Raw genomic sequence first — 23,546 nt, 5'->3', positions numbered from 1 at the left:
GAGTTCTTGCAGAAGAATTCAGATTTAGAAGTGTCGGATAAGACAATGGACCTTTTTTTGAATGGCGATTGGATAGACTGGACGTCTGCTCAAAAATTTGAACGCCTTACGTTACCATCACGCGACGGACTAGAACTGTCAGGCTACTATTTGCCCGCATCCCAGCCAACAGATAAATTGGTTATTTTAACACATGGCTATTTAGGTAACGCGAAGCAAATGGGGCTATTTGGGCAGTATTATCATAAAGATTTGGGCTACAATCTTTTTATGCCTGATGCACGAGGGCATGGAAAGAGTGAGGGTGATTATTACGGATTCGGCTGGCCGGATCGGCTCGATTTAATTGATTGGACAGAAACATTGGTGGAAAAGCTTGGATCTGGCACTGAAGTGGCCTACCATGGTCTATCGATGGGCGCAGCAACGGTCTTGATGGCTAGTGGAGAAGAAGGGCTTCCCCGACAAGTCAAGGCCATTATAGCGGACAGTCCATATGCATCTGTCTATCAATTATTCGCGTACCAAATGAACCGAATGTTTCACCTGCCGGCTCTCCCATTGTTAGACAGCACCAGTGCTTTAACAAAAATCAGGGCTGGTTATTCATTCAGGGAGGCAAGTGCGTTGAAAGAAGTGGAGAAAACGGATGTCCCAATTCTGTATATCCACGGGAAAGGTGATACGTTCGTTCCTACAGAAATGACAGAGGATTTGTATCAGAATACGTCAAGTGATGCAGAACTTTTTCTTGTCCCAGAAGCGAACCATGGTGAATCCTTTGCGCTCGACGAAGACAACTACAAAGAGAAAGTAGATCAGTTTTTGGAGCGTACGATTCACTAGTTTCTTGAACAAACGATAAAACAGGCATTAGGAGAGATTTCCTAATGCCTGTTTATGTGGTTGCGTATTTTCTTTAAGCTTTACAGATTTTCATATGAAGCCATCTTATCCATATTACTCGCAACCAAAGCAATAAGTGTGCTGGCTTCTTCTTTTGTAAAGACAAAGCTGCTTTCTTCTTTGTGAAGCTCGTTTCCTTCTGACCAGAAGCGCTTGACCCTTCGGAGAACGCCATTGCCAGTAGCATTGACTACGCCGAATTGATGCGTTACTTCTATTTCATCTTCAATTTGGAAAGCGGTGACTTCAGGTGTTTCCCATTCGACGCTCAGTTCCTCAAACTCTGTATCCGTAATTTCACCCACGTAGTATTCTCCGCCATCTACTGCGTCTAAAACAAACTCTTCGTCGAGATCATCTAGATCATCATCGGTCATGAAATCATGGAAGATATCATGAACAGCGTCAATTATATCCTCAATGTCAGTAAGAATAATTCTCGTTGGCTGCTCGAATTCAAAGTCAAAAGTTTCCACGTAAAACTCTGCATTATGTGGGTCAAAATGAAGGGTACAGAAGTATTCATTTTCGCCGTCCTCCGTTTCGACAAAAAATTCGATACGTGGATGTTTGGCGCTTTGGTCAATCGCCATATGACCGACTTGATCATATTTTTCGCAAATTGAATTTAAGTGATCATGAAGCTCACTGGTTACTCTGTTAAACCATTCCATCGACATGCTTAAGTCGCCCCTTTACTTTTTTCTTCATTCAATCGTATCTTTTCCTAATTCGTGTATTTTATCAAAAAAAGTTTTGGCCATCGTAGAAGTTATTTTTCATGAGTAGTTTTCGCTGCAAAGGGAAAGGTATTATATATGTTAACAAGCAAGGGAATAGGACACAGTATTATGAAGTTGCCTCGATTTGATGGATACTGATATAAAGATAGACTTAAAAAAAGGAGCAATTATACATGAGTATAGAAACAGGATGGAACTTAGATAACAGTTATGCCCGTTTGCCGAATGCGTTGTTCACTAGCATCAATCCAACTCCAGTACGCGCACCGAAGATGATCAAACTTAATGATTCATTAGCACAAGCAATGGGTTTAAACGTTCAGGCGTTGAAAAGTGAAGGGGGTGTAGCGGTGCTTGCTGGAAATGAGATTCCCGAAGGTGCATCTCCTCTTGCTCAAGCGTATGCGGGGCATCAATTTGGACATTTTAACATGCTAGGGGACGGTCGGGCTATACTGTTGGGCGAGCAAATTCTTTCTCAAGGTGAAAGGGTTGATGTTCAGCTTAAGGGCTCAGGTAGAACGCCGTACTCACGTGGAGGCGATGGACGGGCAGGAGTTGGACCGATGCTGCGCGAATACATCATTAGCGAAGCCATGTATGCGCTGGGTATTCCTACGACTCGTAGTCTGGCGGTGGTGACGTCTGCTGAATCAATCATCCGTGAAACCGAGCTGCCTGGTGCAGTTCTGACCCGAGTGGCCGCCAGTCACCTGCGTGTCGGTACCTTCCAATACGTTGCAAAATGGGGAACGATTGATGAATTACGGATTCTGGCTGACTATACACTCAAGCGTCATTACGCGGACATTGGAGCGGATGAGGACCGATACCTTTCATTGTTTCAGGAAGTCATGAAGCGGCAAGCAGAGCTCATTGCTAAATGGCAACTGGTCGGCTTTATCCACGGGGTAATGAACACGGATAATATGACCATTAGCGGAGAAACCATCGATTATGGGCCTTGCGCTTTCATGGATATCTATGACCCCGCTACGGTGTTCAGTTCCATTGATAGGCAAGGTCGCTATGCTTACAGTAATCAGCCATTAATTGCTGGATGGAATCTTGCACGATTTGCTGAAACCCTCTTGCCGCTATTGCATGACAACCAGGAGCGGGCTGTTGAACTTGCCCAAGATGAGATTTCAAGTTTTACTGAGTTGTATCACGCTCATTGGCTCGCGGGTATGAGAGCGAAACTGGGGCTATTTGACGAAGAAACGCAGGATGAAGAACTGATTAATGACTTACTCAGTATGATGGAAAAGCATCAGGCGGATTATACGAATACCTTCCGCGCATTTACTTTAGATAAGCCGGAAGATACAGTCTTGTTTGGAACCCCGGACTTTGCTCAATGGTTTGAGCGCTGGCAGGCGAGGATAAGCGGACAGCAACAATCGAAAGTCGATTCGAAACAGCTGATGAAGAACAGTAATCCTGCATTAATTCCACGGAACCACCGAGTCGAAGCAGCACTGAAGGCCGCAGTGGAACGAGAAGACTATAGCGTGATGGAAAAGCTTTTGAATGTGCTTTCAAACCCTTACGAGTACTCCGATGAACAAGCTGAATTCTCTACATTGCCGGATACGACGGCACCTTATCAAACCTATTGCGGTACTTGATAGAAAAGCGTTGGAGGAATGTAATTTTCAGTGCTTTGCTCAATGCCCCGAAAGGAAATAAAAAACAAGCAATGCCAAAGAAAAATGGCATTGCTTGTTTTTGAGATAAGGTTATTTTGTAAAGTTATCGAAATAACCTTGGATGAAGACAATCGGTGTCCCTTTATCGCCGCTGCCTGATGTTAAATCAGACAGAGAGCCGATAAGGTCAGTCAGTCTTCTAGGCGTTGTGCCTTGTGATTCCATCGACCCCACAAGATCCTCGTCTTTGTTATCGATGAAGTCAGAGATTGCTTGTTTAAGGTCATCTCCTCTTAAGTGGGCAAAGTTATTATCTGCAAGGTATTTTAATTTTATTTCATTTGGCGTGCCCTTCAGGCCTGCTGTGTAAGCGGGTGATACAACTGGATCTGCAAGTTCCCATATCATACCAATTGGGTCTTTGAATGCGCCATCGCCGTAAACCATGACTTCTACATTTTTACCAGTCTTTTCTTTGAGTGTTTTCTGTATGTTATCAACGACAGGCTGGCAATTACGTGGGAATAGTTTTATGCCGTCTTCAGTAGATTTATTGGACCCTAACAGGCCATATTTTTCATTATAGCCACTGCCGTCGATGGACTCGGATAATATGTTATCCAGGCTATAAATTTTTTCTACACCATTGGCTTGTAGTATCTTTTTCGTTCTGAATCTCGTGTGGATATCACACGTAAGAACACTTTTTGTATACGACAGAATGGTTTTAGGGTTATTTGAGAATATAACTTCACATTCCACGCCGTATTCGGCAATTAACGATTTATAGTAATCAATATAATCGACACCCGTAAAAGCATGGTTAATATATCCGAAATGATCGCGGAATTGTTTTTCTGTTAAGACATCTGTCCAAGGATTAACTCCTTTTTCATCTAATAAGTCTATGTCTACTAAGTGATTACCAACTTCATCAGATGGATAGCTGAGCATTAAAACAATTTTTTTAGCGCCTTTTGCAATACCGCTAAGACAGACTGCAAAACGATTTCGGCTTAAGATAGGAAACACTACGCCAATTGTATCATCACCAAATTTTGAGCTAATATCTTTAGCGATGTGATCAATCGTCGCGTAATTCCCTTGAGCACGTGCAACGATAGACTCTGTTATCGTGACGATGTCTTTATCATTTATGGCAAAGCCTTCAACTTCTGAAGCTTTTAGCACGCTATCTACAACGATTTCTTCTATATTGTCCCCTCGATTAACAATCGGGCAACGAAGACCTCTAACAACTGTTCCCACTACTCTTCCCAATAGTATCGCTCCTCGTGTCGCTTTAGTGTATTTTGAAATTCTTATCTACTTGTACTATACAACGTTTTAATGGTATAAGTAAAATGAATATATGTAATGATAGGTATAAGAGGTGCTTATATGGTTAGTAAGTTGGATTTATATAAAGTATTTTGTATGGTCGGCAAAAGTGAAAGTTTTTCTAAAGCAGCAAAAGGTCTATATATGACGCAGCCCGCTGTCAGTCAAGCGATCATGCAGTTGGAGAGAGAATTGGACACGCGCCTTTTCAATAGATCGCCTAAAGGGGTCTCTTTAACAGATGAGGGTAGCCTTCTTTTTGAATATGTAAATTCGGCGATTCATTTAATTGAAACTGGTGAAGAAAAAATGTTGGAATTTAAAAACCTAACGACGGGGGAATTAAAGATTGGTGTTGGTGATACGATTTCAAGGTATTTTTTACTGCCTTATTTAGAGTATTTCCATAAAAGGTATTCAAATATCAAGTTAAAAATTGTAAATGGCACAACATTTGAACTTTGTTCGATCTTGAAATCAGGTGGGGTAGATATTGCGATTTGTAACCTACCCATTATAGACCCTTCGCTAGAACTAAGACCCTGGTTTGAAATTCAAGATACGTTTGTTTACGGGGAGAGGTTCCAGAAAATATTATCCAATCCCGTCAGCCTGGAAGAAGTGGCAAAACTGCCATTAATATTACTTGAACGAAAATCAAATTCCCGGAAGTATGTTGAGGATTATATGATATCGAAAGGGATAAAAGTATCCCCGGAAATTGAGTTAGGCTCTCATGATTTGTTATTGGAGTTTGCTAAAATAAATCTAGGGATCGCTTGTGTGACCAAAGAGTTTTCCGAAGAGTATTTAGCGAAAGGTTTGGTACAAGAAGTGCAACTCATTGAAAAAATACCTAAGAGAAGTATCGGTGTATGCTATTTGAAAAGTGTGCCGCTATCATCAGCCTCAACAAAGTTTGTTGAGATATTGGAAAAGAAACAGGTGTAACCTGGTTTACTCAATTATTCTTTCAAGGCTCAAGTCAGAGCCTCTAAACCACTACGAAAAAGACTAAGCAATGAGCCTAGTCCTCCCGCCACACTCATTGAATCTAGCTTAGTTGAGGAGTACAGTTACCAAAATGCCCAGCATTATGCCAACGATGATAGTGCCTGCAAAAATCATCCCCCGTTTCAAAGCTTCATCCTCTCTTTTACCTAATAGTTAAGTTTATTAGGCAAGCTCTGAATTTATACTTTAACCTTTTGATGTTTATGGCTGACAAAGATTTCTGCGCCTTTTCGTGGACGAACAGATTTATACCAGTGCCTGAATAGGATAAAAATGAGTAGCAGATCGACCGCGTCACCACCGTAATACATCAGTAGGGCACCATTCCTAGCTTGTTCTCCTGGAACGCCTTCCGGTGGGTATGCGTAGATGAATTTGGACAGGATGCCATGACCAGCGAGGGCTAGGACAAAGACGACTGTTCTATATCGGAAACTTGAACGGTGAGAAACTGGATCTATGTATAATAAAGAAACTGTAAATAAATATCCGGCAATGAATACGTGAATGTGCACAACGACGTGGAGAAAAAGGTTTGCATGCATAACAGTGTATAAATTGGTTGTATAAAGGAACCATAACCCACCAATATTCAAGATGGAGGCGGTGATGGGGTGGGTGAAGAAACGGATCGGATGACGTTGTAACAGCCGGTTCAGTTTTCTTGCGGAATGGACATTGAGTGTGCGTAGCAGCAATGTCATGGGTGCAGCGAGTGCGATGAGCAGCGGAGCGAGCATGCCGAGAAGTAAGTGACCCACCATATGTGTCGTGAAATCGGAGTGGGATTGACGAGAGAGTGGACCGACCACTGCGGCTGCAGCGAATAGTACACCTGTCACAAAAGAAATCGTGCGTAACCAAGGCCATTTACGAAGGCGTATCCGTCGGTTGGTTGCCAAAACAGCCCCTATGTAAAATCCAATAGCAAGCAATGCCGGAATTCCAAAAAACAAATCGGTAAAGAGAAAGAAAGCGTGATTGCTCGGTTCATGATGCATGGGAAATCACTCCTATTGCTTTACGCTGATCGCGTTTAGCTTGGATGATTAGGACGATGCCGATGATAAACATCATAGCTGCGGAAATATTCCATACAAGGTCATACGGTAAAATAGTTACATTGTATCGGATTTGGTGGATGCGCATGATTTTATGCTGGATTGTTCCATCATATAGTTGGAAAACCCCCGCGCCAAGAAGTTTTCCTCCCCACCACATCTTATGCCACAGTGCATGACGCCTTCTCAGGTCGGCCACCAGGAATAGCCCCCCAACGGTCGCGAACCAGCTAAATGCATGAAATAGCCCATCTGAAACAAGACCGACCGCGACAGTCGATTTGTCGTAAAATTTATGCCAATGGAGTAGTTGGTGGAACAAAGTTTCGTCAAGAAAAGCAACAAATCCTAATCCAAACAAGATACCCGACCAGAGATTTCGGCGTGCAAACGTTTCTCTGTTCGTCAAATACTCTTGATTGTTCTGTGTATTTTTCATAATCTCTACCTCCATCTGTACAAGTCCGTGTTCCCCCAAGTATGACCGCAAAGGGACAATGGTAAACGGGGAAGATGGTTGTGAATCGGAGTATACACTTTGCTACTCCTTTTTCGCGCCTGCGCTCGGAAGCTCATTACCGACAGAGTTGTAGTTTTGGAAATGTAAAGACTGAGATTATAATGTAATCACTATTTGATTCTAGTTTTATTCAAGATAGACGCACTACGGGCTGCAGATTTAATCCTTGATAACGAAATGCGCTTTCCTCCTACACAGACTATCCACAAAGCCTCGAAGTGGTATTAGCAGGATTCTTGGTTCTTTCCGTGTATTGCGCCTGTTGATAAGTGTATTCAATCGTTTTATCCACAATAATGAAATGCACTTTCAACCATCCACAATGTGCATAAGTGATATTGACAGGATTTCTGATTCTGCCCATGCAATTGTTTAAATGGATATGTGCTAGGGAATAGATACTAGATAACGGGACAAAGAAAGTGTTAGTAACTTGGTGTTATTCCTTGCTTCTGATGAGAGTGCGTATATCACAGGTATGGGAAGTCTGATAAAGAAATTGAACGATTAACGAGCCAAATTCGAGAGGGGAATTCATAATGAGTAATCGATTCGATGGTAAAGTAATTTTAATTACAGGTGCAGGTTCAGGTTTAGGTCGTGTATCTGCCTTACAAGTGGTAAAAGAGGGAGCTAATGTTTCATTAGTTGACTTAAATAGCGAAGGGTTAGAGGAAACAAAAAAACTAGCGCTAGAAGTATCTTCAAAAGCAGAAGTGCTTTTAATCACTGCAAACGTCGCAGATGAAGATTCCGTTAAGAATTATGTAGATGAAACAGTTAAGAAGTTTGGTCGAATTGATGGTTTCTTCAATAATGCAGGGATTGAAGGCAAACAAAACCTGACAGAAGATTACGGTAGCGATGAGTTCCAGAAAGTCATTAGTGTTAACTTAAATGGTGTATTTTTCGGGATGAAATATGTGCTAGCCGTTATGAAAAAACAAGGATCTGGTTCTATTGTAAACACAGCGTCTGTTGGTGGGATTCGTGGTGTTGGTAATCAATCAGGATACTCAGCAAGTAAGCATGGCGTTGTAGGATTAACAAGAAACTCTGGTATTGAATACGGACAGTTCGGCATTAGCATAAATGCGATTGCACCTGGTGCGATTATGACGCCAATGGTTGAAGCGTCATTGAAACAATTAGGCGGCGACAATTGGGAAGAAGCAGGTAAAGAGTTTGTCAGTGTAAACCCTATGAAACGTTTCGGGAAACCTGCAGAAGTAGGGTATTTAGTTGCCTTCTTACTTTCGGACCAAGCTACATTTATTAACGCAACTGTAATTCCTATCGACGGTGGTCAATCTTATAAATACTAATTGAATTCAAAGAGAGTGCCTTGTTATGTTTGAAAGGCTATGAATTCAGTCGCAATACATCCGAATCAAAAATGAAGTTAGGGGGATATCCGATTAGTGGATATCCCTTTTTGTTATATGAAATCTGTCATTCAAAACAACGGCTGCCAAAAGGGACGCTGTTTTGAATGCCACAAAAAAAGATTCGAAATTTCGAGACTACTATATAGGCTTCTTTAGGTAAAGCTTTTCGCTAACAAGTGAGAAAAGATGGTGTTCATTTGGTATAATTTGTGTAACAGTAAAATGAACAAGTTATGAAGAACCAGCCAAATCGAAAGGGGGAGTGAAGCATGAAACGGTTTCCGGAAGGCATTCAATTCTGCTATGAGTGGCGTTCCTATCAGAGACGCATATTGAACGAACTGGAAAGTCATCTAGTGAATAGGAATCTGCATCTTGTGGCGCCGCCGGGATCTGGAAAAACGGTCCTCGGTCTTGAGGTTATGCTTCGGCTGGATCGCCCGACCTTGATTGTTGCGCCGACCTTGGCCATTCGGGCGCAGTGGATGGAGCGATTCACAGAGCTTTTCCTTGGAGACGAACCGCCTGATTGGATGTCTACTAATTTAAAGGAACCTGCATTTGTTACGGTGACGACCTATCAATCGTTACATAGCCTAATCTCTGGACGTGAAGAAATAATAGATAATGGTGAAGAACAGACTGACGATGAACTACTAGAAGACCCCATGACCGGAAGTGGTGAGGAGCTAATCCGTAAACTGGATCAGATTGGCTTTGGCACACTTATATTGGATGAAGCCCACCATCTTCGCACATCATGGTGGAGGACCATGATGGACGTGAAGAAGAGGCTTGGTGAACCTGTTGTCGTCGCGCTAACTGCCACACCACCTTACGATGTGGGGGCTTCAGAGTGGCAGCGTTATGTCGCATTGTGCGGACCGATTGATCTGGAAATTTCGGTACCTGAGCTTGTAAAAGCGTCAGAACTTTGTCCACACCAGGATTTCATTCATTATTCAATTCCTCAAATGGATGAAATGAAGCGTATTCTTACGTTTCGTGACGATGTGGATAAGTTCATCGAGCAATTAATCGAGGATAAAGAATTTGTGATGTATCTCGAACAACATCCGTGGATATCAGAACCTGAAGCGCATGTAGAGCAGATTTTGTCCAGTCCAGGTGTTTTCTCCAGTATGCTTTTGTTCTTAAAAAATAACAATTCACAAGCGTATGCCCATGCCCTCCCTATCATCGGGATGAAAGATGAGCAAATGCAGGAGTTGTCACTTCCTTGGCTTGAAGAGTTGCTCACGGGCTTGCTATTTCATATGGATGATAAAAACGTCATTTTAAAAGACATACGAAAACGTCTAACGCGTATCGGAGCGGTGGAACGTCGGAAAGTCGTACTCCTTTCAAACGCGTCCATAAAGAGAGGGCTAATACATAGTGCATCAAAATTGAAGAGTATAGAAGAAATTGTGAAGGCAGAGAAAGCGCTTCTCGGCGAACAGCTCCGCATGGTTATTTTGACAGATTACATTCGAATTGCGGATATGCCATTAAAAAAAGGGGATGAGCTTCCATTTGCTCGCCTTGGTGTCGTACCGATTTTTGAAGTGCTGCGTAGAAACCTCGGTCCACTCATTAAGCCGGGTATCCTGACTGGCTCGATTGTCGTATTGCCGGCGAGTGCAAGGTCCATATTTGAGGAGGAGGCAAATAACCGTGGGGTGACTGTCGTTGCATTACCACTTGAAGTTGATGCGTCCTTTATCCGAATCGAGGTGGGCTCGGCTGATCGACAACAAATGGTCGCGATAATGACTGAAGTTCTCAAAAGGGGCGGCGTGGATGTGCTAACCGGGACGGCCGCTCTCCTCGGAGAAGGATGGGACGCGCCTTGCATAAATTCACTTATTTTAGCCTCTAATGTAGGTTCTTTCATGCTGTCCAATCAAATGCGCGGACGTGCAATTCGAACAGATCGAAATGATCCCGCTAAAACGTCTTCCATCTGGCATCTGGTCTGTGTAGATAGGAGTGATACAGGCGGAGGAGCAGATTATGATAATCTAACTCGGAGATTTCAATCCTTAATTGGCATAGGAGCAAAGCGCGATATTATCGAAACGGGCATTGCTCGACTGGAGATTGGGGCTCCTCCAGGTACAATGGAAAGCGTTAACATATTAAATCGTGAAATGACTCAACGCGCGGGCAAACGAGGCACTTTTTTCGTCCGTTGGCAAAGAGCCATCGATGGAGGCCGTGAAATGACCGAGGAAATCGTGGCAGATAAACAATCCTTACCGCGTCCATATTATCTGGATAACACGTTGAGAGGTCTTTTGTGGATCACGGGCTTTATCGCTTTAGAAGCAGTAGTTGATTTCAGCAATCTTTTCCGAAATCTTGGTGCCTTTTCGTTCGGTGAAGGAATGGCGATTGCGACAGTACTCGGCCTCCTTTTCGCAGCACCTTCTTTCTATAAAACGGTGAAGTTGTATAGCAAGCACCCTTCCGTTGAAGCGAGCATGAAAGAGATTGCGGAAACTGTCTATGCATCCATGCTTCATGCAGGTGCTGTTAAAACACCTCTCCATAAGAATATGATTAGAGTGACGCGAGACGGCGCAGGAACATACACATGCTGGCTTGAAGAAGGGACGACACATGAGAAGACGATCTTCATGACTGCATTGAAGGAGTTTCTTGAACCCATTGAGAATCCACGATACATTCTAATACGTAAGGCAGGAAAGCTTTGGAAGAGGTCTGATTATCATGCTATCCCACAAATAATCGGACAAAAGAAAGAATATGTTAGCTATTTCTTGGAAGAATGGGAACGACGGGTTGGAGAGTCTGACTTCATCTACACCAGAACTGTCGAGGGTCGTCTCAAACTGCTGGAAGCGAGGTTGAAGGCGTTATCCAGTTCGTTCATACCGAAAGTAGAACGGACCAGTGGATGGCGGTAAGAAGACATAAAGTCGATTTAAGGAGAAGCGCCAAATGGTAGTGTAGTAAGAAGAATGTAAAATGGAGGCTGTTCATGAGAATAATAACGATTGAAGAGATAGTTAATACATTTTCATTAGAAGTGTTGAGCGGACAGGACCAATTGCATCGTATTATTAAAAAGTCTAAAGTACGTCGGCCGGGATTAGAATTTATGGATAAATTTGATTTCATCGCAACTGGTTATGTACAAATTTTAGGGAAAAATGAGATAAATTATCTGCATACGCTAACCATTGAGGAATGTAAGCTCAGGATTGGGAATATTGTTCAATACGCGCCTCCTTGCATTATTATCACGTCAAAGCAGGAAGAGCCATTAGGTCTGATTCAGTACTGTACGGAAGAAAAGATCCCTGTGTTGCGCACACGTGATTCCACGGGGGAGCTGAGCGCGAAGATGGATGGATATGTTGTGAAAGCAATGGCTCCGGAGATAGCGATTCATGGCGTTTGTGTCAATGTATCAGGGATAGGTGTTCTGCTACGTGGCAATTCGGGTGTAGGGAAGAGTGAAACAGCGCATACGCTAATAGGTCGGGGACATCGGTTGGTAGCGGACGATATTGTCGTGCTGAAAAAGCTGAGTCCACAAACTTTGCTTGGTACACATGATGACAATAACAAAGAATTCCTTGCATTGCGTAGTATTGGTTTGTTAAATGTTGTGCGCTTATATGGAAGAGCAGCTTTTCAAGAAGAGACACGAATTTCACTAGATATTGAATTGATCAAATGGAAGGGGAGTGACTTGAATAACGAATTGGAATTGGAAGAGAAGTTCGTAGAATACATGGACGTTCAAATCCCTCACATTCAAATCCAACTTCAGCCAGGTCGAGATATCTCGGGTCTAATTGAAGCGGCAGCGAATAACTGGTATTTAAAACAGCAAGGTTATAGCGCGGCGGAGGAGTTCATGAAACGGATTGAATCGGATATCGAAAAATGACAGGTACTTGTGTAAAAACAATCGTGAATGTTTGAACAATCACGATTGTTTTTTTGTGCCTATTTGCATTTCACTTAGGTGTATTGATAATGCGGATCGATAGAGGATGTCAGTAGTGCTTATGCATGGTTTTAGAGAGTTTGTAGAGATTTATATTACTTTTAGTGGAGAGGCATACTAGAAGGAGTCCTGGGAGGTCGTTTTTGTTGATAAAGAGACTGATTAACCCCAATATTGATAAGGAATCGATGCGAAATTCCCATATGTGCGTACTATAGCAGTTTAACTTCATTCAATAGAACTCATTCATGACTGTCATTTGTGTGATTAATTTGAATAATATATACGATTTAACTGGAGTTTTAGACATAATCACGCCGAGGAGTGATTGATTTTAGAACCGAGTGGCAGGGAGGGGAGTGTGAAGTGGCATACTCTGAAAAAGCTATAAGCCTTGTGTACATTAATAATTATGTTGTACACGATTTCGTATACATAGGTAAACAATGTTGTAAACACGTACACAAAGATGTACACATGCTTTAGGTGCAGGTGTTTACACAAAAGAATACAAGTATACTTAAATGTTTACAAGTTTACGGAAGTGATTACAATATTACAATTGTATGTTAAATGGTAACGTAGGATTGACCTGTCTCTGAAATTCAGATACTATTTTAGTAGTAAGATATGTTTTATAGAAGGGATGATTTAATTGACAGAATCTCGCATTGCGGCAATTGACGTAGGAAATGATTCATTAAAAGCAATTTTTGGTAAAGTAGAAGTAGAACTCAATATACCTAATGTAATTGCACAGGATATTGCAGATCGTCCAATCATCGGAATTGAAGAACTCGACAACCAAGAGCCTGCTGATGGCATTCATATTCGTTTGCACTCGCCAACATTACATGATAACAATGCAATTTATCGGGTTGGGAATTTAGCGACGAAAAGTGGTAACTCTACAGAGCTAGACCCGGGGAGTAACAAATCAGAAGAAGATCAAACCTTAGTCATGATGTTCGCGGCACTTGCATTAGATGCAGCGCGTGACGAAAATAAAGCCATTTTCAAACGTAATAACAATGTTATTGAAGCTACGTATACACTGGGTACAGGTCTTCCGCTTAGGGAAGTGAAAGAAGGGAAAGATGTTGGCTATCGTTCTCAACTGCTTGGGTCTGTTCACCAGGTGGAGTTTTTAGTTACACCTAAATACCAAGGCCTAAAGGTTAATATTAAGTTTGATGAAGTGAAAGTCTATCCAGAAGGTTTTGCGGCGTTTATCAACCTTGTAATGGATAATGATTTAAATGTCATTAATAAAGAACTAATTGATAAGCAACTTCTAATTCAAGATATCGGGGGCCTCTCAACAGATGTGGCAGTCATTAAAAACCGTAAAGTAGATGATGATAAAGCACAAGGATTCAACCTAGGCGTATCAGAGTCACTAGATGCAATCCGGGAAGAAATCTATGCTAGACATGGCGTAGAGTTGGATAGCCGATTAGATGTAGTGGACATTATTACGAAGAAAAATGACCGCAATCACATTATGGTAAAAGGAAGCCGGACAAGTGTGCATGACATTGTTGACCGTATTCTTATGGATTTAGCGAAAAAACAATACCGTCATTTGCGTAATGTATGGGCAAGAAACTCGCAATCAGAGATTTGTTATTTTATCGGCGGAGGTTCTATTGTACTTAAAGACTATCTAAAAACATTGAATAATAGTTTGGATGGCTTTAACATCGATTTCTTTGAAGATGAAAAAGAAAGCGTTTGGATGATGGCTAATGCCTATTACAAGCTAATTTCAGACTTCGCTAGAAAGAATCAAAAAGTTCAACCACAACAAACGCAACAACAACAACAACAACAACAACAACAACAACAACAACGGAAAGCCGAAGAAAAGTTCGTTAAAACAAAATAGGGTGAGAGTGCATGAGTGAAACAGGATTAAAAAGGGGTCAGCCCATTACATTTCGTATCCCGTCCGATACATCTGACCACACATTAAAGCAATTGCAAAAGTTGAAAGAAGTTGAACGAAGAAACTTTTCCAGCAAAATTGCTGAATTTGTGATAGATGGTGTGAATGATTCTCTTGTAAAGCACAGGGAAACCATCGTCATTCCGCTGCCAAAAGGATTAACTAAAGCGCAACGGGATTGGCTCAAACATGAACATTCTGAAGCGTTGCTTGGAAGTATTGTTTATCAGCTGTTGTCCGATCCAAACCGTACAGCTGCCCTCTTTGCTTCGCTTAACAGTAATGCATTAGAGGTGGATGATGCTTTATATCTCCAAGAAGAAACGGTCATTGAAGAGAAGTTCTTCATAAATAATGATGCGGATGACGATTTGGACAACTTCGACTGGGAATCGTTAAAACAAACGCAAAGCACGCCTGTCGAAGAGGAAGAAGAGCTAGATCCTCTTGCCGACTTCCTTGCTCAAATGAATAAGTAACAAGTCTTTAAAGGTCGCCTGATCTCCTTATGTGGAGAGTAGGCGGCCTGTTTTGTATCTACATAGATGGATTAGAGATCCCGTTAATACCGCTTCGTCGCTTTGTGGATGCCTCCCGCGATAAGCCGGAAAGGAGAGCACTTTCAGTCTTATCGCTCCGGCTACCACGAAGACGCGCCTTCGCTGGATAGTCCATGTAAGAAAGTGCATTTCGTTATTAGGGATGAGAATTGCAACCTGTAGTGGCGTAAACCGAGTGAATGCATTTAACAACAGTATCAATAAATGGAATGAATCAGAGATCCTGCTAATACCACTTCGTTGCTTTGTAGATGCCTCTCGCGATAAGCCGGAAAGAAGACTTGGGGGGGATTGAACTGCATCCCTCTATCAGTCTTATCGCTTCGGCTACCACGAAGTCGCACCTTCGTTGTAGGATCTATATAAGAAGGCACATTTCGAAGTTGGGGAGGAGATTTGCAATCTGAAGTGTTTCTTTCTTCAATGAAATTAGTATCTAATAGTACTCACATTATATCTCAGTCCATACATCTAAAAATCACTCACTCAATAATAAACACCCCAGCGCAGGCGCGGCAAAGGGGTAGCTTAAGCCGTGAGACTGGATGCGAAGCGTTAATCCAGGCTCATGGCCAGAGGCATCCCCAAAGCGCTAAGCGGTCTACGACCCATACTTCGAATCACAACTCTCTCAATATCAATTTTTATTACTTTTCCCGGGAAATTTTGAATGCGAATAATAGAAGAAATACAGTAAAAGCATATCCTGCGAGGATGTAATGCTGGAATTAGGGTAAACTATGCTACTAAACAAAAAACAAATGGAGTAGATGGAGTTTGACAAAAACGCTAACAAATGAAATGAGGTGTATTAACATAGACCAAATGAATTGTGACTTTACCCCACTGAAAGAACAATTAATAAAGGGGCTAGAGAATGTTTTGGTTCAAGTTAATCATGGAATAAAAACATTGAAAAGTGATGACTATTGTCTATTAGGAAAACTTGCTGATATTAAAGGGGAGTTTGAAAAAGCGGAAGCTGTTGCTGCATCTTTTTATCTAAATTGTTATTTGTCACCATATACTGACAAGTACTTAGCGATATCAACTAGCATTCAACGCCTTTCAAACCAAAGGCATGGTGCATTGATTGTGATTGTGCGCGAGAATCAATTGGATTCTTTTATCCGCTCTGGTACGCCCATCGGGGCGAAATTGACGCACTCCCTATTGGAATCTCTCTTTTATCCAGGTAATCCCCTTCATGATGGTGCTGTATTGGTTCGTAACAATCAAATTTTTTCTGCTGCAAATGTTTTGCCTTTATCAAACATAGTTGTCGGTGAAAAAAAGCTAGGTACACGTCATCGGGCTGCGATTGGTTTATCCGAAGTAAGCGATGCTTTAGTGCTGGTAGTTTCCGAAGAGACAGGGAAAGTTTCTTTTGCTATAAATGGAGAAATTCACCCTATTATTACTTCAAGCGCACTATTCGTATAATTTCGGGGAAATGAATTTAGTGAGTTAAAATAAAAAAAGGTGTGAAAGGATGAGTAGTCATCCTTTCACACCTTTTGACTATTAAGATCGTAAAGTTTTTAAAGCGCCGCTCCAAGCAAGAACTTGGTCAATCATTGTGTTTGCGTTACCAGCATGGTAGTCAGCAGGTTTGAACACGCTCATGTCTTCGAAATCTGACATTAGTGAGAATGTAACTGCCGTACGTACGTCAGCAACTTGTAGCTCACCTAAGATTAGACGAAGGTTTTCGTGTGCACGCGTACCACCTAAGCTACCATATCCAACAAACCCAGCTGCTTTGTTGTTCAATTCTGGGTTCAAGTAGTCAAGTGCATTTTTAAGTGCTCCACCGATTGCGTGATTGTATTCAGGAGTTACGAAAATATAGCCGTCGAAAGAAGCCATTTTTTCTGACCATGCTTTAATTTGAGTTTCAGCATCAGGTTGTGCGTTTGCTGAGCCCAAAAGTGGAAGGTTATAATTTGCAAGATCCACAATTTCATATTCTGCATCATTGCGTTTTTGTGCAAATTCGTTCATCCATTTTGCAACAGCATCGCCATTACGACCTACACGTACACTACCTTGTACAATACCGATTTTTAGTTTTGCGTTTGTCATTGTTATTTCCTCCTCATTATTCTTGCCAAATAGTTTATTAAAAAAACCCATTACTTACACCGCCATTACTATTCTTTGTTGGAAAATGTGAATGAAACACGAATATCTTCAACTAGGTTACATTCAGAAGATCAACCAATCTGAATTTACTGTGCTACCATTCCGTTCTTAATTTGGTGCGTACTTCGCCATGACGGGACTTATGTAATTCTCTGAGAAGTGAAAATTTCAATTTAAATATAGTATCTCCAACTTAATTTAAATTGAAAGTCCTTCTATGATGTAAATGAATTGTATAGTCACCTAAAGCTAGAATCCAAAATAATTAATTGGAAAGTGGTTCCAATAAAGTTATATAAGAGGTGCTATCTTGAATTCAAGGTAAGTTAAACTTAAGCCCTTTAATCTTATTTGTCTACATTTCTGCTTTGCTAGATAAATGAGTCGTTTTGTGATTGTGTGATACCTAGAATGTTTCCTTTTCAGACTACGAGGGAAAATAGATTAGTATGTAAGGAGGAATCAGTAATGGGGAAAACGATATATGTTGTGCGCCATTGCTCGGCCGAAGGGCAGGAACCGGAGGCGGATTTGACTGCAGAAGGCATATTACAGGCGGGGCAGCTTGCGGATTTCTTCGATGAAATTGAAGTGGATCGGATTATTACGAGCCCATTTAAGCGTGCGCGTGAAACAGCCAAGCCTCTAATGGAAAAGAAAGGTTTGTACGTAGAGGTGGATAGCAGACTGAAGGAGAGGGTGTTGAGTTCGACTGCGTTTAGGGATTGGTTGATAAAACTCGAGGATACCTTTTTGGACCTTCATCTAAAATATGATAATGGGGAATCTTCAAGAGAGGCCATGTCGCGGATATGCGATGTAATTGATGAACTAGGTGAGGATTCAAAAACGGTGCTCGTAACGCACGGGAATTTGATGGCATTGTTGTTAAGATGCCATGATGAACACTTTGGTTTTGAAAAGTGGCAAGCACTAACCAATCCAGATGTCTACGTCGTTCACATTAATGACGAAGCCACAACCTTGGAACGACTTTGGAGTAACAAAAGCGGAGGTCGCCTGCAAGACGCGACGAGCACATGACAAGACTGCGAAGCGGCGCACTATGCCGCACAGCGGGCTTGACATGTGACCTCGAGCGTCTGGCGACCGGAGACTGGAGTAACAAAAGCGGAGGTCGCCTGCAAGACGCGACAAGCACATGACAAGACTGCGAAGCGGCGCACTATGCCGCACAGTGGGCTTGACATGTGACCTCGAGCGTCTGGCGACCGGAGACTGGATGAAACAAAAGCGGAGGTCGCCTGCAAGACGCGACAAGCACACGACAAGCCTGAGAAGCGGTGCATTATGTCCTGTCCAGCAATGAAAAAAACAGGCCGATGGAGTCTTGGCCTGTTTGGTAGTTTGTTATGTTAACCCACTGTAAGACTAGTAACAATGACTAGTGCGATAATAACGAGTGCCCCCAAAAAACTGAACCACATGGATCGGTCGGGATTATTCGGTCTGCTGTCTGCTTTATGCATACAAATGCGCCTTCTTTCGATATTGTATTTTTAATTATACGCCTCCTGGTCTATTAAAGAAGTAAACACGCTCCGAAATAATATACTTATCAGTCTTCTTAGGTCAGGTATGGTACACTAAATACAAAGCTAAATAGTTCAACAACCACTGGGGGAGCCTTTTTTAAGGCTGAGACGTGCATGGATGCGCGGACCCTTGGAACCTGATCCGGATTATACCGGCGTAGGAAAGTGGGTACGCCTTTTAGCACCATTTAAATGGCCAGCCGCTTCCTAACGTCATCGGAAAGCGGCTTTTTAATATATATAAAAGGATGGCGAATTGAATGGTACAAGTGGCATTGACAATTGCGGGATCGGATAGTGGTGGCGGTGCGGGTATTCAAGCGGACTTGAAGACGTTTCAGGAATTGGGTGTTTTCGGTACGTCAGCACTGACAGCAGTTACCGCGCAAAACACTTTTGGCGTTTCGGCGATTCAACCAATTGAATTGAACATCATTGAAGCGCAAATAAAGGCGGTAATGGAAGACTTCGAAGTCACAGCCATTAAGACGGGAATGTTATTTTCTTCAGAAATAATTCATACAGTGGCAGATGCTCTTCGTTTGAATAGAATTCCGCTGGTTATCGACCCAGTGATGATTGCAAAAGGCGGTGCTTCATTATTAAAAGATGAAGCGGTTATTGCGTTAAAAACCGTTCTGGTACCGCTTGCGGCCATTGTAACGCCAAATATCCCGGAAGCGGAAGTAATTGCGGGAATGGAGATAAAGTCTGATGCGGATATGGATGAAGCGGCGAAACGTATATTGGCTTTGGGTGCTCGTGCAGTCCTCATTAAAGGGGGGCACCGTCAAGAAGCGTTATTCGCTGAAGATTTGTTTATGGGAGCGGATGGAGAACGATTTTCAGTTCGCTCGCCTTGGGTAGATACGAAAGATACGCACGGAACGGGGTGCACCTATTCTGCCGCACTGACAGCTTTTCTCGCAAATGGGGAACCCGCTGCGAAGGCGGTGGTTTCTGCAAAATGTTTCATCCACGCGGCTATTGAAGATGGACTAGGAATTGGTGGAGGTCACGGCCCTACGAATCACTGGGCGTATGGGCGACGTGAAAAAAAGGTACTTGAAGGGGTTGTAGTGAATGGATAAGCGGACTGTAAATCTCTATTTCATCATGGGAACTATGAATTTGGCAGGACTCGACCCACTGTTCGTATTGGAAGAGGCGCTAAAAGGTGGTATCACATGTTTTCAGTTACGTGAAAAGGGGCATGGTGCTTTACGGGGTGAAAAACTGAAGTCTTTTGCTATCTCGTGTAAGCAATTGTGCGGACAATATAATGTGCCGTTCATCGTCAATGATGATTTGGATCTGGCAATTGAGATAGAGGCGGATGGTGTCCATCTTGGACAGGAAGACGGAGATATTATTGCGGTGCGCAAGAGGGTCGGCGAAGGCATGCTCATCGGTGTTTCTACCCATAATGTGGAGGAGGCGCTAGCCGCATCTGATGCGGGGGCAAATTACATTGGCCTTGGTCCTGTTTATGAAACGACGTCGAAAAGTGATGCGCAACCTACCATTGGGGTTGAAATGGTAAGTGAAGTAGCAGCTCTTTTGCCCGGGTTACCTATCGTTGGTATTGGCGGTATTACAGAACGTAAGGCGGGTGCAGTTATTAAGGCAGGAGCGTCCGGTGTAGCGGTGATTTCTGCAATTTCGGGAGAAGAAAATCCTGCGGAAGCGGCAAGTCGAATGAAAGGGGCAGTGCTTCTTTCATTAACTGGCATCGAAATGTGATGTTTAACTAGGCGTAAAATACACCACACTTCTGAATAGGACGGAGGCGTGTTTATGAAAAAGAAAGCATTTGAGATACAATCCGTGTTGCATAAGCCAGATTTGATTTATTTCACATGGAATGATGTAGGTGGGACCTATAATGTCTATAAAGACGGATGCCATTTATATGAAGGAACCGTGCCTGAATTCAGCGACGGTGATTTCAAACATGGCAAACTATATAATTATTCCATTGAACGTGTCGAAGATGGAAATGTTGTCGACGTTATTGTATTGCAAACGCCTGCTTTTGCTGAAGAGAAGGAACTAGAAAATCCACTCCAATTCCTTATTATGACAACCATCGTTGCAAAAACACAAATTGCGCTGTCTTGGGAAAGAATTAAAGATGTAGACGAATATGACGTTTACCGAAATGGAACATACATGGCGACGGTAAATGGAAATCGCTACATCGAACGGGACTTTTCGTTGGATGAAGTTTATGTATATTCCATCGAGTCCAAGCGACCACTCGTGAAATCGGAAGAACGGTTTAATGTCTTTCAGTCCGTTGTTTCCTCTACTTTCGGGTTAGTGAATCCGAAGTCGTCGAAGGAAGAAGCGGCGGTTGAAAGGTTTTCGGTAGTAAAAGTAATAGGCGAGGCGAACAAGCTGCTACTCCCCGTCCAAGATCGAGTGCAGTTACCAAACGCGGATAAGTGGCATTTTAGATATACGACTTTTCTGGAAGACGAATGGGTGATGAATCCAAACCTGTTATCACGGAATAGGTATTTCAAGGGGGATGACAGAGGGTTTGACCCAAATGGGGAAAGCTATCGTACCCGTGTGGACATCGACCTCGAGTACAATCTCAAGGACTCTCCGCTAACGTTCACGAGGGATGTGGGTCCTTCGGTTGCTTATTCTGTTTTGAAGCGCTTTCGAGAACAGGAAACAGCGTCAAGCGAAGGGATTTCATTGGAGCGTACAGACCACAAGAAAGGCGAGTCCGGATTCCATCTTACCCATGCTGTAGGCAATCCTTTAACGACAGCTCCTGATATCGATTATGAAGTACGTGCCGTTATGCGGCGGGATGGTATGTATGACTTGTGTGGCTATCACGATCAGGCACCCAATCATGAAATCTATATGATTCGCGGTGAAGGAGAAACGTGGGAACCGATTCATCAGGCTGAGAGTAAAGGTCTTGCTTGGATGTCGGGTGTAACAGCATGGCAATACTGGCGAATATCTAATTTTGAATAGTAAACACTGAACTCTTTTCACTTGTGAAGACAGGAAGAGTTCAGTGTTTATTTTTAATTTTGTACAGAAAGGGAAGGTACAAGCAAGTGCTACGTTTATGATTAAGCCAAGAACACCCGTGACTTCAGTCGTGGGATGAATTGGCTTTCTTTTTTGTTCTAAAGTGACATCACTAGACGAATGCGTGTTCTATTTGGTAGAATATTCTTAAGAAGGGCAGGTGACGAACTATGGAGCCGAATAAAGAATATCGAACTTATCAAATCAATATTAAAAATGGCCATAAAATGTATTCTTATTTCGATGAACTTTGTGTAAATAGTAATAACCTATATAACACGACAAACTTCTTTATCAGGCAAGTTTATACAACTTTAAAGAATGAAGGTGTATTGCAACCTTTACAACAAGAAGTAATAAAAATAATTCTTGATAACATCAATAAAATGAATGCCAATCAACAAAAAGCTTATCTAAAAAAAGTAGAAAAAGAACAAATGAAACCAAGAGACGAACAAAAAGAGATAAAGGTAAATCTATTTGAGTTACCTTCAAAAGAAAAATCCTTCTTAGGTTACAATTTTCTTGATTGTCTATTTAAAACAATTAAACAAAAAGACTATTATTCATTGCCAGGTCAGATAAATCAACAAGTTCTTAGAAATGTTGTACAAAATTGGGCTAGTTTTTTCGTAAGTTTGAAAGACTTCAAAAAGAATCCAGGAAAATATACAGGAAGACCTTCTATTCCTGGTTACCTACCTAAAGGAAGCAGGAAAGAATCAACTCTTTCGAATCAGATTTGCAAAATTAAAGACGGTAAATTCCTGAGCTTTCCAAAAACCAAAAGAAAAATAAATATCGGTAAGTTAGCAAATTTCAACGGTAAGTTTCAACAAGTGAGAATCATACCCAAGCACCATTGTTTTACTGTTGAATTAGTGTTTTTAATCGAGACGAAAAAACAATTATCCGCCAAAATGGAACGATGCATGAGTATCGACTTAGGTCTTGATAACATTGCAGCGCTAGTGTTTAATTCAGAGCACGTCCCAGTCCTTTTTAAAGGCGGTAAAGTAAAATCCATCAATCAGTGGTACAACAAAATGCGTGCTTATTACTACGCTGCTCTTCGTAACGGACAAAAACCAAAAGAAGGAAACTTCCATTCCAAAAAATTAGTGAAATTAGATTCCGCAAGACACAGACAAATCAAAGACTTTTTCCATAAAGTTAGTTTCAAAATCGTGAAAATAGCCGTGGAAAGAAACATTGATGCAATTGTTATTGGCAAGAATGTGGGTTGGAAACAAAAAATAGAAATAGGGAAAAGAAATAATCAAAACTTTGTCCAAGTGCCACACTCATTGCTAATAGAATTAATTATTTACAAAGCGAATGCCGAGGGTATTTCAGTAATTGTAACTGAAGAAAGCTACACATCACAGGCAAGTTTTGTAGATGAAGACATTATTCCGACCTACAAATCAGGGAATAATACATATCACATTTTCAGTGGAAAACGATTAAAACGCGGTATTTACCGTACGAAAAGTGAAACATTAATAAATGCAGATGTGAATGGTGCAGCGAACATCTTAAGAAAAGTAGTGCCGAAAGCATTCGCCAACGGTATAGCGGCTGTGTGTTCCCAGCCTCAAGTGGTCAATGTGCGATAGCACCAACCCTGAAACCCGTGACTTCAGTCGTGGGAGGTTCATGCACTT

General features: G+C 42.0%; 19 protein-coding genes and 1 riboswitch. Of the genes, 14 read left to right on the top strand and 5 right to left on the bottom strand.

What is annotated here, in order from left to right; translation table 11 throughout:
• Positions 1-6: 6 nt before the first annotated feature.
• Complete coding sequence (locus tag AC1TO4_RS07390; protein ID WP_482104776.1) at positions 7-846, top strand: alpha/beta hydrolase; 840 nt, start codon at positions 7-9, stop codon at positions 844-846.
• An 80-nt stretch (positions 847-926) separates the two neighbouring features.
• Here AC1TO4_RS07390 and AC1TO4_RS07385 read toward each other — a convergent pair whose 3' ends face one another.
• Positions 927-1,586 (bottom strand): hypothetical protein, encoded by a 660-nt coding sequence (locus AC1TO4_RS07385; protein ID WP_482101668.1) that lies wholly within the window; start codon positions 1,584-1,586, stop codon positions 927-929.
• A gap of 236 nt (positions 1,587-1,822) precedes the next feature.
• On the opposite strand from AC1TO4_RS07385, the gene AC1TO4_RS07380 reads away from it, so the two are divergent.
• Positions 1,823-3,280 (top strand): protein adenylyltransferase SelO, encoded by a 1,458-nt coding sequence (locus AC1TO4_RS07380; protein WP_482104775.1) that lies wholly within the window; start codon positions 1,823-1,825, stop codon positions 3,278-3,280.
• 111 nt (positions 3,281-3,391) lie between these two features.
• On the opposite strand, the gene AC1TO4_RS07375 is transcribed toward AC1TO4_RS07380, so the two are convergent.
• Positions 3,392-4,582 carry a coenzyme F420-0:L-glutamate ligase gene (locus AC1TO4_RS07375; RefSeq protein ID WP_482104774.1) on the bottom strand — a complete coding sequence of 397 codons (1,191 nt, stop codon included), beginning with the start codon at positions 4,580-4,582 and terminating at the stop codon, positions 3,392-3,394.
• A 120-nt stretch (positions 4,583-4,702) separates the two neighbouring features.
• On the opposite strand from AC1TO4_RS07375, the gene AC1TO4_RS07370 reads away from it, so the two are divergent.
• Entirely contained in the window at positions 4,703-5,593 is an 891-nt protein-coding gene (locus AC1TO4_RS07370) for a LysR family transcriptional regulator (RefSeq protein ID WP_482104773.1), read from the top strand.
• Positions 5,594-5,835: 242 nt separating this feature from the next.
• Here the strand turns inward: AC1TO4_RS07370 and AC1TO4_RS07365 are convergent, their stop codons facing one another.
• Complete coding sequence (locus AC1TO4_RS07365) at positions 5,836-6,657, bottom strand: cytochrome c oxidase assembly protein (protein ID WP_482104772.1); 822 nt, start codon at positions 6,655-6,657, stop codon at positions 5,836-5,838.
• On the bottom strand, positions 6,647-7,156 hold the full coding sequence (locus AC1TO4_RS07360) for a DUF2243 domain-containing protein (protein ID WP_482104771.1): 510 nt from the start codon (positions 7,154-7,156) through the stop codon (positions 6,647-6,649). Before AC1TO4_RS07360 ends, AC1TO4_RS07365 begins: the two co-directional genes overlap by 11 nt.
• 620 nt (positions 7,157-7,776) lie before the next feature.
• Between AC1TO4_RS07360 and AC1TO4_RS07355 the strand changes: the two genes are divergently transcribed.
• The 6 genes from AC1TO4_RS07355 (at position 7,777) to cdaS (ending at position 16,561) form a co-directional block, all read left to right on the top strand.
• Positions 7,777-8,562, top strand: a complete 786-nt coding sequence (locus tag AC1TO4_RS07355; protein WP_482104770.1) for an SDR family oxidoreductase — start codon at positions 7,777-7,779, stop codon at positions 8,560-8,562.
• A 332-nt stretch (positions 8,563-8,894) separates the two neighbouring features.
• Positions 8,895-11,558, top strand: coding sequence for a DEAD/DEAH box helicase family protein (locus AC1TO4_RS07350; RefSeq protein WP_482104769.1), 2,664 nt, complete (start codon positions 8,895-8,897; stop codon positions 11,556-11,558).
• Between the two features lie 74 nt (positions 11,559-11,632).
• On the top strand, positions 11,633-12,550 hold the full coding sequence (gene hprK / locus AC1TO4_RS07345) for an HPr(Ser) kinase/phosphatase (RefSeq protein WP_482104768.1): 918 nt from the start codon (positions 11,633-11,635) through the stop codon (positions 12,548-12,550).
• Positions 12,551-13,265: 715 nt separating this feature from the next.
• Complete coding sequence (locus AC1TO4_RS07340) at positions 13,266-14,498, top strand: Alp7A family actin-like protein (RefSeq protein WP_482104767.1); 1,233 nt, start codon at positions 13,266-13,268, stop codon at positions 14,496-14,498.
• A gap of 11 nt (positions 14,499-14,509) precedes the next feature.
• Positions 14,510-15,037 carry a hypothetical protein gene (locus AC1TO4_RS07335; RefSeq protein ID WP_482101658.1) on the top strand — a complete coding sequence of 176 codons (528 nt, stop codon included), beginning with the start codon at positions 14,510-14,512 and terminating at the stop codon, positions 15,035-15,037.
• Positions 15,038-15,934: 897 nt separating this feature from the next.
• Positions 15,935-16,561: a sporulation-specific diadenylate cyclase CdaS gene (cdaS, locus tag AC1TO4_RS07330; protein WP_482104927.1), complete on the top strand. Its 627-nt coding sequence runs from the start codon at positions 15,935-15,937 to the stop codon at positions 16,559-16,561.
• Positions 16,562-16,642: 81 nt separating this feature from the next.
• Here the strand turns inward: cdaS and AC1TO4_RS07325 are convergent, their stop codons facing one another.
• Positions 16,643-17,203 (bottom strand): NADPH-dependent FMN reductase, encoded by a 561-nt coding sequence (locus AC1TO4_RS07325; RefSeq protein WP_482104766.1) that lies wholly within the window; start codon positions 17,201-17,203, stop codon positions 16,643-16,645.
• Positions 17,204-17,731: 528 nt separating this feature from the next.
• Here AC1TO4_RS07325 and AC1TO4_RS07320 point away from each other — a divergent pair.
• The 5 genes from AC1TO4_RS07320 (at position 17,732) to AC1TO4_RS07300 (ending at position 23,498) form a co-directional block, all read left to right on the top strand.
• Positions 17,732-18,307, top strand: coding sequence for a histidine phosphatase family protein (locus AC1TO4_RS07320; protein ID WP_482104765.1), 576 nt, complete (start codon positions 17,732-17,734; stop codon positions 18,305-18,307).
• 586 nt (positions 18,308-18,893) lie between these two features.
• A riboswitch (TPP riboswitch) is annotated at positions 18,894-19,000 on the top strand.
• A gap of 79 nt (positions 19,001-19,079) precedes the next feature.
• On the top strand, positions 19,080-19,910 hold the full coding sequence (thiD, locus tag AC1TO4_RS07315) for a bifunctional hydroxymethylpyrimidine kinase/phosphomethylpyrimidine kinase (RefSeq protein ID WP_482104764.1): 831 nt from the start codon (positions 19,080-19,082) through the stop codon (positions 19,908-19,910).
• Entirely contained in the window at positions 19,903-20,562 is a 660-nt protein-coding gene (thiE, locus tag AC1TO4_RS07310; protein WP_482104763.1) for a thiamine phosphate synthase, read from the top strand. Before thiD ends, thiE begins: the two co-directional genes overlap by 8 nt.
• Before the next feature lie 54 nt (positions 20,563-20,616).
• Positions 20,617-21,819: a DUF3238 domain-containing protein gene (locus AC1TO4_RS07305; protein ID WP_482104762.1), complete on the top strand. Its 1,203-nt coding sequence runs from the start codon at positions 20,617-20,619 to the stop codon at positions 21,817-21,819.
• 230 nt (positions 21,820-22,049) lie between these two features.
• The gene (locus AC1TO4_RS07300; protein WP_482104761.1) at positions 22,050-23,498 is read left to right on the top strand and encodes an RNA-guided endonuclease InsQ/TnpB family protein; all 1,449 of its coding nucleotides are present in this window, start codon (positions 22,050-22,052) and stop codon (positions 23,496-23,498) included.
• The last annotated feature ends 48 nt before the right edge of the window (positions 23,499-23,546 follow it).

The sequence above is a fragment of the Sporosarcina sp. Y838 genome (genome assembly GCF_056786515.1).
Note: the sequence above shows the minus strand (reverse complement) of the source record. Positions and strands in the feature narration are given on the sequence as shown.